The sequence below is a fragment of the Pseudomonas sp. RA_5y_Pfl1_P24 genome (assembly GCF_963970945.1).
GTDB lineage: Bacteria > Pseudomonadota > Gammaproteobacteria > Pseudomonadales > Pseudomonadaceae > Aquipseudomonas > Aquipseudomonas tritici.
In genome coordinates, this window is record NZ_CAXAOJ010000009.1 from 295,529 (window position 1) to 309,912 (window position 14,384).

Consider the following 14,384-nt stretch of genomic DNA (forward strand, 5'->3'; position numbering starts at 1 on the left):
GCGTGGTGAGAGGTCCCCCTCTCACCACCCTCATCACAACACGTCAGGCCAACGGTACGCGACGATTAGTCAGCGCCATACGTCCCACAAAGAAGCTCAGCGCCGCCCCCCAACAGCAGCATCGCCAAGGTGCTCCAGGCCGCACGGGAAACCTGCTTGGCAGCCACTTCACGGGCTTTCTGTTGAGCCTGTTGCTTCAGCTCTTCGACCTTCTGCATGGCTTGCTGATAAGCCTGGCCGCAATTGTCGACGATCTGCGTGGCTTCTTTCTTACTCTTGCCGGTACGCGCCGCCACGAAGTTGACCAGCGCTTCTTTATCCGCCGCGTTCAGCGCAGGTTCACCGGACGCTATCACGCGTTCAAACCACTCCTTCACTTGGTCGCCCGCCTGCGCAGGATTGGTCGCTGCATCCGTCGCCGCGGCAATACCGCTGCTGGCAGCCAACAAGCCTTTACCCACCATGTTGCCGGCGGTGCCGAGCACACTAAGGACCAGGTAGGTTACCAGGGCAATTGCACTACCGGCCAACACCGCGCTTCAGGGCAAGCGAACAGCGACCGATTGGTTTCATAGACAGCGGTCATACAGAGGTCCTTCACACGTTATGGGAGCAAGGTGATGTGCCTTGTTGAGTGGGAGTGTGGCGAAACGACATCTGTTCAGTCGTGGCGCAAATGCACCAGATTGCCTGATGCATTCGCACTCCGTCCCCCTCACTTTCTCTGCACTATCCTGAAGCGTGCATGTCGGAGTTTTTATGCGCTTTTTTCCGGAGAAATCATGAGCCAGGACGTCCTCGCTAAAGAAACCAACCGCCGCCAACTGCAGCAGATCATTTCCGGGTTATCCGATGGGATCATTCTCGCCGAGGTCGACCAGACCATCCTGTGGGCCAACGAAGCCGCACTGACCATGCACGGCGTGGGCGACGTGATGGGGCTAGGCGCGGATGCGCGGGAGTATGCCGAGCGCTTCACGCTGCGCTATCGCAACAATCACCCACTGCTGCCGGAAAACTATCCCCTGGCCCGTGCTGCCGCTGGCGACGAATTCAGCGACGTCGTGGTGGAGGTGATTCCAAACGCCGATTCGGACAAAACCTGGGTACACCGCCTGCGCAGCCTGGTGATCGCCGACTCGCGTGGCGAACCGGAGCTGCTGGTACTGATCCTCAGCGACGCTACCGAATGGGCCAGTGCCGAGCAGCGCTTCGAGAAAACCTTCAACGCCAACCCGGCGCCTGCGGTGATCTGCCGTCTGAGCGACTTGCGCTATATCAAGGTCAACCAAGGCTTTCTGGAGATGACCGGTTACAACCGCGACCAAGTCATCGGCAAGTCCGTCTATGAGCTGGACGTACTGGAGCAGGCCGAGCGCAAGGGCCTGGCGATCCAGCGCTTGGGCGATGGCGCGACCATACCGCAGATGCAGGCCGAACTGAGATTGCCCGAAGGCGGCAGCAAACTGGTGATCGCCGCCGGCCAGCCGCTGGACATGAACGAAGAGGCCTGCATGCTGTTCTCCTTCACTGACCTGGAGCCTCGGCGCAAGGCCGAAACCGCGCTGCGCCAGAGTGAAGAACGGTTTGCCAAATCATTTCGCCTGACCCCGGTGCCGACGTTGGTCTGCAGCGCCGCCAACCGCCAAGTGGTGGATGTGAATGAGGCGTTCATGACGATCACGGGGTACACCAGCGAAGAATTGATCGGCAAGGCCATCGAAGACATTGGTTTTATCGACAGCGCAACGGCTGGCGCCCTGTTGTTCACCACCCTGGAAAAAGCCGGAAGCGTTGACGGCCAGGACTTGAAGGTGCGCAAGAAAGGCGATGAGGTTATCGACTGTGTCGTGTCCGCCGACACCGTGATCATTCAGGATGTGCCCTGCTACCTGCTGGTGCTGATGAACATCACCGAACGCAAGCGCTCGGAGCTGGAACTGGTGGCCGCCATCGAGGAAGTCATGCAAGACGCTTCATGGTTCAGCCAGACACTGATCGAGAAACTGGCGAACGCCAAAAGCGTCAACAGCCCCAACCTGCCGAATGTCGCGTTCACCGACCTCACGGCCCGTGAGCGGGATGTTTTGGGGTTGATCTGCGAAGGGCTGGCTGACAAGGAAATTGCCTCGCGCCTCAAACTGGCGCCCAACACGGTGCGTAACCATGTGGCCACGGTGTACTCCAAGCTGGGGGTGCATAGTCGTAGTGCAGCGATCGTTTGGGCCCGCGAACGCGGACTGTTTGCCCGCGAATTGCGGCTCAAGAACAAGTGAACGCGGTGCAAATGCACTAGTGCGTCTAGTGCGAATTCAACTTATGACGCGGGCAAGTAAACCCTAATCTTCAGGGCGTGGGCACAAGGCTTTGATCGTGTGCCACCGCATTTACACCCTGAAGGAACCCACATGTTTACCCTCTCTCAACTGCGCAATTGCATCGAAGAAGGTCTGTCGCCACTGACGTGCGAATTCACCCTGTGCCGGGACGCGTCGCTGACCCTCAAGGTCTACGACGCGGAGACCGGCCGGGTCGACCTGGTTGTCACCGGGATCAGCACGAACCGGCTGCAGACCCCGCAAGAAGTCGAAAAAATGGTGGAAGAGCTGCGTTACGAACTGCAATGCAACACCGTGGGCAAGCTCACGCTGGATGATTTGCCTTCAACGACGCACCCATGAAATAGAACACCCCGCCCGCAATGATAAACGCCCCCAGCATGTAGAACATGTAGTGGGCCGGCAAGCTGGCCAGCACCAGCCCACACAACACCGGCCCAAGGGCAGCCCCCAGGTTGGACAGGTTCTGCGCCCCGTAGTACATGCCGCGCAGGTGGTCCGGGGCGATGCGGTCGATAAACATGTACTCGGCCGGAAACACGATGATCTCCCCCACCGTGAACACCGCCATTGCCGTTACCCACCACAGCACGCTGGTGGACAGCGCAAAACCAATGATCCCCAGCATGAACATGCCCAGTCCTGCGATCAGCCACTGGCCCAAGTAGCGATGCGAGATGCGCCGCCCAATCACATACTGCAGGGCAATCACCAACACGGCGTTGGTGGTCAGCACGGCGCTGACCACGGTGTAGGTGTATTCGGCGGTGGTGGTGGTGACCAAATATTGCGACAGCCATGCAGTGAACTGACCGAATACCACGGCACTGAGCACGCCGCCAACGGTGAAGCAGACAAGGCGACGGTCGCGCAACAGCACGCGGCCAACGGCAAGAAAGGGCACCGGCTTTTGCGTGGCATCAACGGTCGCCAGCGCGCGGTCACCCCAACGCCAATACAGCAGGAAAAACCCTACACCCAATAGCGCCGAAAGGATAAACGGCAAGCTGATGTCCAGCTTGGCAATCATCGCCCCGAAAAAAGGCCCTACGGCATAGCCGATATTGGTCAGGGTGTACTTGATGGAAAACACTTCGCTGCGTGCCTCTTCGGGCAACAAGCTGGCAAAACCGGCTTTGACCGCGATATCGATCACCGCGTAGGCCAGGTTGATCAGGATCAGGCAGCTGTAGAACGCCCAGATATTCTGCGCGAGCAGCGTGCCGATAAAGCCCAGTACAAACAGCACGCTCATGCCGAGCAGCAATCGGTAGCTGTTGATACGGTCGACCAGGAAGCCGCCATACACGCTGAGCAGCGAGCCGACAATCAGCGAACTGCCGATCACCAGACCGACCTGAGTGATATCGAGGGCAAAGTGGCTGGTGAGGTAAATCACCAAGTACGGAAACGTGATCGCCTTGGCCAACGTGAGCATCAACGTGGCGGACAGCAACAGGTTAACGGTGCGGGGGTAGTTTCTTATTGTGGCAAGCATCCTGCTTTCTTTCCTGGAAGGTAACGCGGCCTTTACGGCCGGCTACCTTAACTCAGGAACAGGGCAAGAAAGCAAGGTCATTTCTTGACGGGAGTGATCTCAAGGATGGTGCCGTTAGTGGTCTTGAGCAGGACGAATTTATCGCCCACCCGCGCCCACTGGCTGTCTTCTTCAGGCTGCTTGAGGCCGCGTTTTTTCCAGTCGCTGACGGCTGATTCCTTGCGCATCAACATATCCGGTGCGCGGTCGCCCTCTTTCAAGTCACGGGCGTTGATATTCGAAGGTTGCACGGTTTCCTGGGGGGTATCACCGGCGTGCACGACAAAGCTGGCGGTGGACAGGCTGGCGGCAACCAGCAGGCAGGCGATTAGGGACTTGGACTTCATGGGTGCTCCTTCAATTAATGGCGCTTACCCAGGTTCGGACCGCTGGCGGGTCTGATCATTCAATCAAGCCTTGGCACGGAGTGAGCTACCCAACTGCCACAGGTGTGCCTTGATGGAACACCATCCGCCACTGCCCCTCTTCAGCTCGCCATACCGAGCTGCGCAGCGAAGCCCCACCTGAGTCCCGATGAGAGCGATAGGTCACCAGAGCCACACCTTCAGTCAGCCTTTTCACCGTGAAATCAGTTATACAGCGCGCAGAAAACACCTCATCCTGCAGTCCGGAAATCACCTCTGCCTTGCTGCCCCACACATTTCCACTGGCACCAAACTCAACAAAATCATCCGCCAATAGCTCCGCCAACCGCGTCGCATTCGAACGGGTAGCCGTTTGCTGCAGCCCCTGTTCAAGCTCAAATAAGTGCGCGTCTAAATCCATTCCATTGCCTCCGTGAAATAAATCATGTAATTTTTCATGAAATTTATCGAAATAAATTTCATGACCCCACAAGAAGAACTCGCCACCCTGGCCGCACTGATCCACGATCTGCGCAAGCACAAGAAGCTTACCCTCGCCCAGCTCGCGCAGAAAATCGAGCGATCCGTGGGTTTCCTGTCCCAGGTCGAACGCGGCCTGTCGCGCCCGACCGTGGCGGACCTCACCGCTATCAGCCACGCCCTTGATGTACCGACCACCTACTTCTACAGCCAGGCCAAACCCAAGGCGGTGGACTGGATCACCCGGCCCAACGAACGGCGCACGGTGTATTACGCCAATGGCATCACCGACATCCTCGTCTCGCCCAGCATGAACGGCGCCTTTTCGATGCTCGACAGTCTATTGGCTCCCGGAGCCAACAGCGGTGAACAAACCATGAGCGACCGCGCCGAGCAGGCCGGCTTTGTACTGGAGGGCGAATTGACGCTGTGGGTCGACGGTGAGACCGATCCGGTCACCCTCGGCCCCGGCGACAGCTTCCACCTGGCCAGCTTCGCCCATTGCCGCTACGCCAATCTGACCGACCTGCCCGCCCGCGTGTTGTGGGTTTACAACTAGGAGCTGCACTCGTGAAAAGCCATGCCACCACGTTACTGGCCGAAGTACGGACCTTTCGCCAGAACCATCCCGACGTGCGTTACGTAGACTTGATCGCCTTGGACATTCCAGGGCACTTCTACGGCAAGCGTTACCCCATCGAGATGCTGGAAAAAGTCGCCGCCGGCAGCCCGCTGAAGCTGCCGCAGAACGCCGTGCTGCTGGGGGTTCAGGGGGGGCTGTTCAAGATTGGTGACTATTGCTTCAACGACGGCGATCCGGATGCCAACCGCCGTCTGGTGCCGGGCACGCTCAAGCCGGTGAGCTGGGAGTCGCAGCCGCTGGGCCAAATGCTGATCACCTCAGACGGTAGCGAAGCGCCCATCGAATTCGAACCTCGCGAAGTGCTGGCCAAGGTGCTGGAACGCCTGCAACGCAAGGGCATTCACCCGGTGGTGGCGTTCGAGTTGGAGTTCTACCTGTTCGACAAAAAACTCGACAATGGCCTGCCGCAATGCGCCCGCGACCCACTGAGTGATGACCCCGACGACCAACCCAACCTGCATATCGAACGGCTATCGCGTTTCAGCGAAGTGCTCGACGACATGGCGCAAACCGCCAAGGACCAGGGCATCGACATCACGGTGATCACTGCCGAAATCGGCCCCGGCCAGTTCGAAATCAACTTCGGTCACCAGGGCGACGGTATGCGCGCCGCCGACTGGGCCGCCCTGTTCTGTCGCAGCACCCGCGGCGTAGCGCTCAAGCACGGTTACCGTGCGAGCTTCATGGCCAAGCCCTATCTGCAATTCCCCGGGAGCGGCATGCATGTGCATGTCAGCCTGTATGACGGCGCGGGCAATAACCTGCTGGCGGCGCACCAGCAGCAGCCATTGCGCCATGCCGTGGCCGGCTGCCTGGAATTGTTGCCGCACTGCATGCCGATCTTTTCGCCCAACCACAACGCCTTTCGCCGCCTGGGCGGCACGGTCAACGCGGCAACGCGCGCCAGTTGGGGCTTTGAAGACCGTGACGCGTGCGTGCGCATCCCAGAGTCCGACCCGCGCAACCTGCGCATAGAGCATCGCCTGGCGAGTGCGGATGCCAACCCGTACCTAGTGCTGGCGGCGATCCTGGTGGGCTTGGAGCACGGTCTTGAAGCCAAGCGCGAACCCATCGCCCCACTGAACGAAGATCGCACCAGCGGTACCGACTTCCCCCTGGAAATGCTCGACGCCGTGCGCGCCATGCAACATCAACCGGTACTGCGCGATAAGCTGGGCGCCGAATTTGTCGACGTGTACTGCGAGAACAAACGCCAGGACCACTTGGCTTTCCAGCAAGAGATCCCTGCGCGGGAATACCGCTGGTTTCTCTAAACATCCCCTATGGAATCACCGATGACTGACCAAAGCGCCCCGGCCCTCAAGGAAATCTTCAACGTCGAACGCCTGCACCACATCGCCACGCAAATGACGGCGGTGTACCCGGCGTTCGACGCCAAGGGCTTCCTCCAGCACGCCAAGTCCGGGCTGACGGAGTTGTCGGTGATGCAGCGCATGGCGCGGGTCAGCGAGAGCCTGCATGCAGTGATCCCGCTGGATTATGCGCACACCCTCAAGCTGCTTTACGCCCTCGCCCCGCGCCTGAACAGCGCGTTCGTCAGCCTGTTCCTGCCGCACTTCGTGGCGAATTACGGGCGGGATGACTTCAAGCGCTCCATGGCTGCACTCAAATACTTCACCACCTTTGGCTCCGCCGAATTCGCCATCCGCCACTTCCTGCTGGATGACTTCCAGCGCACGTTGGCGGTGATGCAGACATGGTCGCTGGATGACAACGAACACGTGCGCCGCCTCGCCAGCGAAGGCTCGCGGCCGCGTCTGCCGTGGTCGTTCCGCCTGGCCGAAATCCAGGCGAACCCTGAACTGTGCGCGTCGATCCTCGACAACCTCAAGGCCGACGGCAGCCTTTATGTGCGCAAGTCCGTGGCCAACCACCTCAACGACATCACCAAGGACCACCCGGAGTGGGTGCTCAGCCTGATCGAGGGCTGGAACCTGGACAACCCGCACACCGCCTGGATCGCCCGCCACGCCTTGCGCAGCCTGATCAAGCAAGGCAACACCCGGGCGCTGACGATCATGGGCGCCGGGGCCAGGGCCGAGGTGAATATCCATGACCTCAAGGTGACGCCGGCGGTGATCAACCTGGGGGAACGGATCGAGCTGTCCTTCAGCCTGGAATCAACCGCCGCCGCCCCACAGAAACTGGTGGTGGATTACGCGATCGACTATGTGAAAAGTGCCGGGCACAGCGCGGCAAAGGTGTTCAAACTCAAGACGCTTACCCTCGGCGCTGGGGAACACCTCAGCATCCGGCGCGAGCAGCATATTCGCGAGCTGACCACGCGCAGGCATTACCCCGGCAGGCATAGCGTGCACGTGTTGGTGAATGGAGAGCGGTTGGGCAGCGCAGAGTTCGAGTTGCGCGCCTGACACGATTGAGTGAATCTGCACAGTTCCCACAGTTTTGATCCGTTCAGTCAGATCTCGCCGAGGAGCAAGCTTTGCTCCCGCGCGCACAACTCCACCACGTAATCCCACAACACCCGCAACCGCACTGACTTGTGCAACTCCCGCCGCGAACTGATCCAGTAGCTGCGCTGAATTCCCTCCCCCGGCAGCAAAGCCACCAGATCCGGATCAGCCGAGGCCATGAAACACGGCAACACCGCAATGCCCAACCCTGAGCGTGCCGCCTGGTGCTGGGCTATCACGCTGGTGCTGTGGAACACCACTTTGGGGTTGCGGCAGAAGCTGCTGAGGAACTTCAGTTCCTGGCTGAACAGCAGGTCGTCGACGTAATCGATCCACGAATGCACCGCGAGGTCTTCGCGCTTTTCGATCGGCGGGTTACGGTCCAGGTAGGCGCGGCTGGCGTAGAGGGCCAGGCGGTAGTCGGTGAGTTTGCGGGTGACCAATTGATCGACGCTGGGCCGTTCAAGGTGGATGCTGATTTCCGCCTCGCGGTTGAGGATGCTGACAAAGCGCGGCACTGCAACCAGCTCCACTTCCAGCCCGGGGTAGCGTTCGAAAAGCCCGCCCATGCGGCTGGCCAGGAACATCACGCCCAGCCCTTCGGCGACGCCCAGGCGGATCTTGCCCAAAGGCGCGGCGGAGTGGGTCAGTTCGTCTTCAGCCAGCAGCGCGACGTTTTCCATGGCTTCGGCGTGTTTGAGCAAGGCTTCGCCGGCAGGGGTCAGTTCGTAGCCTTGGGCATGCTGAACGAACAGCGCAGTACCGAGGCTTTTCTCGATCGCCTCGATGTGCCGTGCCACGGTGGCATGGGTGGTTTTCAGACGTTGCGCGGCGGTGAGTAGGCGGCCGCTGCGCTGCAACTCAAGAAAGTACCGCAGGTCATTCCAATCGAACATGGCGCCTCCATTGCGTGACACGGGGTCGTACTGTTTAAAAACGCACAGCAGCTGGGTAAAAACTAACATTTTTAAGACGAAAACTAACAACTAGGATGGAGCCAATAAGAAAAACAAGCGAGACCTTCAGATGCCCATTGCAACTGCTGAATACGATTACATCGTCGTAGGCGCCGGCCCCGCGGGCTGCCTGCTCGCCAATCGTCTGTCCGCCAACCCCGCTCACCGCGTGCTACTGCTTGAAGCCGGCGGCCGCGACAACTACCCCTGGATCCATATCCCCGTCGGTTACCTGTTCTGCATCGGCAACCCGCGCACCGACTGGTGCTTCAAGACCGAAGCCCAGGAAGGCCTGCAAGGCCGTGCACTGAGCTATCCACGCGGTAAGGTGCTGGGCGGCTGCTCATCGATCAACGGCATGATCTACATGCGCGGCCAGGCCCAGGATTACGACGGCTGGGCGGCAGAAGGCAACGCCGGCTGGGCCTGGAAAGACGTGCTGCCGTTGTTCAAACAGAGCGAAAATCATTTTGCCGGTGGCTCCGAATTCCATAGCAATGGGGGTGAGTGGCGAGTCGAACAACAGCGCCTGCACTGGCCGATCCTCGACGCCTTTCGTGACGCGGCGGCGCAAAGTGGCATCGCGCCGATCAGCGACTTCAATCAGGGCGACAACGAAGGCTGCGGCTATTTCCAGGTCAACCAGAAAGCCGGTGTGCGCTGGAACGCGGCCAAGGCATTTCTCAAGCCGATCCGTCAGCGCCCCAATCTCACCGTGCTGACCGAAGTGGAAGTAGACCGCGTGCTGCTGGAAAACGGCCGAGCCTCACAGGTGGTTGGTCGTCAGCAGGGCCAGCAGGTGAGCTGGAAGGCGCGCAAAGAGATTGTGCTGTGCGCCGGCTCCGTCGGCTCGCCGGGGATTTTGCAGCGCTCGGGGATCGGGCCTTCCAGCGTGCTCAAGCCGCTGGGCATCGACGTGCTGCATGAACTGCCGGGCGTGGGCGGTAACCTGCAGGATCACCTGCAATTGCGGCTGATCTACAAGCTGGAAAACGCCCGCACCCTCAACCAGATCGCTGGCACCGTATGGGGCAAGATGGGCATGGGCCTGCGCTACCTGTACGACCGCAGCGGCCCGCTGTCGATGGCACCCAGCCAGCTCGGCGCGTTTGCCCGCTCGGGCCCGGAACAAACCTCGGCCAATCTTCAATACCATGTGCAACCGCTGTCGCTTGAGCGCTTTGGCGAGCCGCTGCACGCGTTCCCGGCGTTTACCGCGTCGGTCTGCGACCTGCGCCCGCAAAGTCGCGGACGTATCGACATTCGCTCGGCCAACCCGGCGGACGCACCGCTGATCCGCCCCAACTACCTCAGCCATCCGCAAGATTTGCGCGTGGCCGCCGATGCCATCCGCCTGACGCGCCGCATCGTCGCAGCCCCGGCCCTGAGCCCATTCAAGCCGGTGGAATACCTACCGGGCGATTCACTGCAAACCGAGGACGAACTGCACGAGGCCGCCGCGCGCATCGGCACGACCATCTTCCACCCGGTCGGCACCTGCCGCATGGGCAGCGATAAAGACGCGGTGGTCGATGCCCAGCTGCGCGTGCATGGTGTGCCTGGATTGCGCATCGCCGATGCGTCGATCATGCCGCGCATTACGTCCGGCAACACCTGTTCACCTACGCTGATGATCGCGGAGAAGGCCGCGCAGCTGATCCTTTCGCCGAATACAAGGAGTCTCGCCCCGGAGAAAGAACTGGTTCATGCAATCTGAATAGCGGCGCTGAAACTGGCGCCGACAGTGGAACAACAATAAATAATCACTGTGAGGGCTACCCGATGTCAGAACATGCTCAACCCCTGGGCTCGGCGGTCACCACCGCCAGTACCCGCAACGACTCAAAGAAAGTCATCTTCGCCTCGTCCCTCGGGACGGTGTTCGAGTGGTATGACTTTTTCCTCTACGGCGCCCTGGCGGCGGTGATCAGCAAGCAGTTTTTTGCCGGGGTCAACGACACCACGGCGTTCATCTTTGCCTTGATGGCCTTTGCCGCCGGCTTTGTGGTGCGGCCGTTCGGTGCGTTGGTGTTTGGCCGCTTGGGCGACATGATCGGGCGTAAATACACCTTTCTGGTCACCATCATTTTGATGGGCCTGGCGACCTTCTGCGTCGGGCTGCTGCCGACTTACGCCAGCATTGGCATTGCGGCACCGATCATTCTGATCCTGCTGCGCATGCTGCAAGGCTTGGCACTGGGCGGCGAATACGGCGGCGCGGCGACTTATGTGGCCGAGCATGCACCAGCCGGCAAACGCGGGCTCCACACCAGTTGGATTCAATCCACCGCAACCATCGGCTTGCTGCTGTCGCTGCTGGTGGTACTGGCCTGCCGTTACTTCACCGGTGACCAGTTCGAAGTGTGGGGCTGGCGGATTCCGTTCCTGTTTTCCATTGTGCTGCTGGGTATTTCCACGTGGATCCGCATGAGCCTGCATGAGTCGCCAGCGTTCCTGAAAATGAAAGAGGAAGGCAAGACCAGCAAGTCGCCGATCCGCGAGTCGTTCGGCAAATGGGAAAACCTCAAGGTGGTGCTGATCGCGCTGTTCAGCATCAACGGCGGGCAAGCAGTGACCTTCTACGCGTCCCAGTTCTACGTGCTGTTCTTCCTCACGCAGTTCCTGAAGATGGACCCTGCCCTGGCCAATATGCTGTTGATCATCAGCGTGGTGATTGGCGCGCCGTTCTTTATCTTCTTTGGCTGGCTGTCAGACAAGGTGGGGCGCAAGCCGGTGCTGATGCTCGGCCTGCTGCTGGCAACCGCGCTGTACTTCCCGATCTTCAAGAGCCTGGCGCACTACACCAACCCGGCAATGGACCAGGCCAGCCGCCAGGCCCCAATCACCGTACTGGCCGACCCGGCCACCTGTACTTTCCAGTTCGACCCGGTGGGCAAGGCGAAATTTGACAGCCCGTGCGACAAGGTCAAGACCTTCCTCGTCAAGCAAGGCCTGCCCTACAGCAGCGCTGCCGCACCGGCGGGCAGCCCGGTGCAGGTGAGTGTGGGCGACGTGCGTATCGATGGGTTTGACGAAAAAGCCCTGCGTGGCGCCGTGACCCTGGCCGGTTATCCGTCTTCGGCGGATATGGCCCAGGTCAATAAGGTGATGGTAGTGGTGCTGATCGTGGCGCTGATCCTGATCGCCGCCATGTGCTACGGCCCACTGGCAGCGCTGATGGTGGAACTGTTTCCGACGCGTATCCGCTACACCTCGATGTCGCTGCCCTACCACATTGGTAACGGCTGGTTTGGCGGGTTCCTGCCGACCGTATCGTTTGCCTTGGTGGTGTACACCGGCGATATTTTCTATGGCTTGTGGTACCCGGTGGTGGTGACCGGGGTGAGCCTGATTGTGGGGTTGATTTGCCTCAAAGAAACGCGGCACGTGGACATTGATAACAACTGAATAAGCTTCAAGGGGCAAGCGACAAGCAGCAAGTAAAAGGCAATGGGCTCTTTCTTGCAGCTTGTCGCTTGAAACTTTCAGCTGTACATCCATACAGATAATGGTTGCCCCAACGCCGCTTACTAAGCATCCTGCACAGCATCAACCCGATCTGATGTGATGACCATGCGGCTGTACCTCTGTGAAAAACCCTCCCAGGCCAAGGATATCGCGGCCGTGCTCGGCGCCAACCGGCGCGGCGATGGGTGCTGGCTGGGCAATGGGGTCACCGTCACTTGGTGCATCGGCCACCTGCTGGAAACCGCCCCGCCGGATGCCTACGACGCCAAGTACAAGCGCTGGGTGCTGGCCGACCTGCCGATCGTCCCGGAAAAATGGAAGATGCGCGTCAAGCCCAAGACCGCCAGCCAATTCAAGGCGGTCAAGCGTTTGCTGGGAGAAGCGCAGGCGTTGGTAATTGCCACCGACGCCGACCGTGAAGGCGAGATGATTGCGCGCGAACTGGTGGAGCATTGTCGCTATCGCGGGCCGATCCAGCGGCTGTGGCTGTCGGCGCTGGACGATGCCTCCATTCGCAAGGCCCTGGCGTCCCTCAAGCCAGGCACCGAGACTTTCAGCCTGTATCATTCGGCCCTGGGCCGCTCACGCGCCGACTGGCTGATCGGCATGAACATGAGCCGCCTGTTTACATTGCTTGGGCGCCAGTCGGGTTATCAAGGCGTGCTGCCAGTAGGCCGCGTGCAAACACCGACCTTGCGCCTGGTCGTGGACCGCGACCGCAGCATTGCCGACTTCGTACCGGTGGCTTACTGGGCCATCGATGTCGACCTGCACCATGAGCGCATGACCTTCACCGCCCAATGGCGTGCGGCCGAGGACACCTGTGATGACCAGGGCCGCTGCCTCAACCTGCAAGTGGCGCGGGACGCCGCTGATGCCATGCGCAATGCCCCCAGCGCACGGCTGGTGAAGTTGCGTACCGAGCGCATGCGCGAAGTGGCGCCCCTGCCCTTCGACCTGGGCACCCTGCAGGAAATCTGCTCCAAGAAACTCGGGCTCGGCGCGCAGGAAACCCTGGATATCGCTCAGTCGCTGTATGAAACGCACAAAGTCATCACCTATCCGCGCAGCGATTGCGGCTACCTGCCGGTAAGTCAGCACAGTGAAGCACCGAAGATCCTTGCCGCACTGGGGCGCGCCGATGCAGCGGTGAACGAGTTGATGCCGCATATCGATGCCCAGCGGCGCTCGCGGGCATGGAACGACGCCAAGGTGAGCGCCCACCACGGCATCATTCCTACCGGCGCCGGCAAGGACGTGGGTCAACTCTCGGGCAAGCATCGTGCGGTCTACACCTTGATTCGCGCGCGTTACCTGGCGCAGTTTCTGCCCAACCATGAATACGATCGTACCCAGGCGGATTTTGACTGTGCCGGCCAAGCGTTGCGCGCAGTGGGCAAAGTGGTGATCGAGCCCGGCTGGAAACGCGCCTTGCCCGAAGCCCTGGCGCCAGCCAAGGGACGTGAGGCGCCGGTCCCCCAAGCGCTGCCGACATTGGTGCAGGGCCAGGATTACGCGGTGGCCAAGGTCAACCTCAAGGACTTGTGGACCCAACCGCCCAAGCCCTTTACCGAAGGCGACCTGATCAAGGCAATGAAAAACGTCGCCAAGCTGGTGGAAGACCCGCTGCTCAAGCAAAAGCTCAAGGACACTACCGGTATTGGCACCGAAGCCACCCGCGCCGGGATTATCCAGGGCCTGCTGGACCGTGGTTACCTGGTGAAGAATGGCAAGGCGCTGTCGGCTACCCCGGCGGCATTCAGCCTGATCGACGCGGTGCCCCGCGCCATCGCCGACCCAGGCACTACCGCGATCTGGGAGCAGGCCCTGGATATGGTGCAAAGCGGCGAAATGAGCCTGGAGGAGTTCGTCGCCAAACAGGCAGCCTGGATGAGCAAGCAAGTCGCGCGCTGCAATGGCATGCGCATGACCATCACTGGCCCGGCCAGCCCGGCAGGCAAAGGCGCCGCGCCGTGGAAAAAGAAACGCAAAAGCGCGCCACGCAAAACCGTAGCCAGCCCCAAGCGGGCAAGAAAGCCTACAAATGCCGGGTAAACACCGAAAAAATCCGGCGAATGACGTTTTTCGACGGGTTTAACGCCGCTTTGGACCTTGCCCTCGCGCGGGCCGTCTAGGATTCTTAAAGAGACTTGGACTTCCT

At 60.4% G+C, this 14,384-nt stretch carries 12 protein-coding genes and 1 pseudogene; 8 read left to right on the forward strand and 5 right to left on the reverse strand.

Going from position 1 to position 14,384, the window contains the following annotated elements; all coding sequences use genetic code 11:
* Positions 1 to 43: 43 nt before the first annotated feature.
* Positions 44 to 586 (reverse strand): annotated as a pseudogene (locus AACY30_RS17815) (hypothetical protein).
* A 196-nt stretch (positions 587 to 782) separates the two neighbouring features.
* Here AACY30_RS17815 and AACY30_RS17820 point away from each other — a divergent pair.
* On the forward strand, positions 783 to 2,276 hold the full coding sequence (locus AACY30_RS17820; RefSeq protein ID WP_339468880.1) for a helix-turn-helix transcriptional regulator: 1,494 nt from the start codon (positions 783 to 785) through the stop codon (positions 2,274 to 2,276).
* 132 nt (positions 2,277 to 2,408) lie between these two features.
* The gene (locus AACY30_RS17825; RefSeq protein WP_339468881.1) at positions 2,409 to 2,681 is read left to right on the forward strand and encodes a DUF1652 domain-containing protein; all 273 of its coding nucleotides are present in this window, start codon (positions 2,409 to 2,411) and stop codon (positions 2,679 to 2,681) included.
* Here AACY30_RS17825 and AACY30_RS17830 read toward each other — a convergent pair.
* The 3 genes from AACY30_RS17830 to AACY30_RS17840 form a co-directional block, all read right to left on the reverse strand.
* Positions 2,644 to 3,837, reverse strand: coding sequence for an MFS transporter (locus AACY30_RS17830; protein WP_339540843.1), 1,194 nt, complete (start codon positions 3,835 to 3,837; stop codon positions 2,644 to 2,646). The two genes, AACY30_RS17825 and AACY30_RS17830, sit on opposite strands and share 38 nt — an antisense overlap.
* A gap of 77 nt (positions 3,838 to 3,914) precedes the next feature.
* Positions 3,915 to 4,223, reverse strand: coding sequence for an RcnB family protein (locus AACY30_RS17835; RefSeq protein WP_339420135.1), 309 nt, complete (start codon positions 4,221 to 4,223; stop codon positions 3,915 to 3,917).
* A gap of 85 nt (positions 4,224 to 4,308) precedes the next feature.
* Positions 4,309 to 4,734: a nuclear transport factor 2 family protein gene (locus AACY30_RS17840; protein WP_339540844.1), complete on the reverse strand. Its 426-nt coding sequence runs from the start codon at positions 4,732 to 4,734 to the stop codon at positions 4,309 to 4,311.
* On the opposite strand from AACY30_RS17840, the gene AACY30_RS17845 reads away from it, so the two are divergent.
* From AACY30_RS17845 to AACY30_RS17855, 3 genes are read left to right on the forward strand one after another with little or no spacing between them, the layout of a single operon-like run.
* Positions 4,723 to 5,280 carry a helix-turn-helix domain-containing protein gene (locus AACY30_RS17845; RefSeq protein ID WP_339468885.1) on the forward strand — a complete coding sequence of 186 codons (558 nt, stop codon included), beginning with the start codon at positions 4,723 to 4,725 and terminating at the stop codon, positions 5,278 to 5,280. The genes AACY30_RS17840 and AACY30_RS17845 overlap by 12 nt on opposite strands.
* 11 nt (positions 5,281 to 5,291) lie before the next feature.
* A complete protein-coding gene (locus tag AACY30_RS17850) occupies positions 5,292 to 6,638 on the forward strand; it encodes a glutamine synthetase family protein (RefSeq protein WP_339540845.1) in 1,347 nt (448 codons plus the stop codon).
* Positions 6,639 to 6,659: 21 nt separating this feature from the next.
* Positions 6,660 to 7,757, forward strand: a complete 1,098-nt coding sequence (locus AACY30_RS17855) for a DNA alkylation repair protein (RefSeq protein WP_339540846.1) — start codon at positions 6,660 to 6,662, stop codon at positions 7,755 to 7,757.
* A gap of 47 nt (positions 7,758 to 7,804) precedes the next feature.
* On the opposite strand, the gene AACY30_RS17860 is transcribed toward AACY30_RS17855, so the two are convergent.
* Positions 7,805 to 8,695, reverse strand: coding sequence for a LysR family transcriptional regulator (locus AACY30_RS17860; protein ID WP_339468888.1), 891 nt, complete (start codon positions 8,693 to 8,695; stop codon positions 7,805 to 7,807).
* A 130-nt stretch (positions 8,696 to 8,825) separates the two neighbouring features.
* Here AACY30_RS17860 and AACY30_RS17865 point away from each other — a divergent pair, with 130 nt between their 5' ends.
* The 3 genes from AACY30_RS17865 to AACY30_RS17875 all read left to right on the forward strand — a co-directional run bounded on the left by AACY30_RS17865 (position 8,826) and on the right by AACY30_RS17875 (position 14,278).
* Entirely contained in the window at positions 8,826 to 10,472 is a 1,647-nt protein-coding gene (locus AACY30_RS17865) for a GMC family oxidoreductase (RefSeq protein WP_339540847.1), read from the forward strand.
* 65 nt (positions 10,473 to 10,537) lie between these two features.
* A complete protein-coding gene (locus AACY30_RS17870) occupies positions 10,538 to 12,163 on the forward strand; it encodes an MFS transporter (protein WP_339468890.1) in 1,626 nt (541 codons plus the stop codon).
* A gap of 165 nt (positions 12,164 to 12,328) precedes the next feature.
* Positions 12,329 to 14,278, forward strand: coding sequence for a DNA topoisomerase III (locus tag AACY30_RS17875; protein ID WP_339540848.1), 1,950 nt, complete (start codon positions 12,329 to 12,331; stop codon positions 14,276 to 14,278).
* The last annotated feature ends 106 nt before the right edge of the window (positions 14,279 to 14,384 follow it).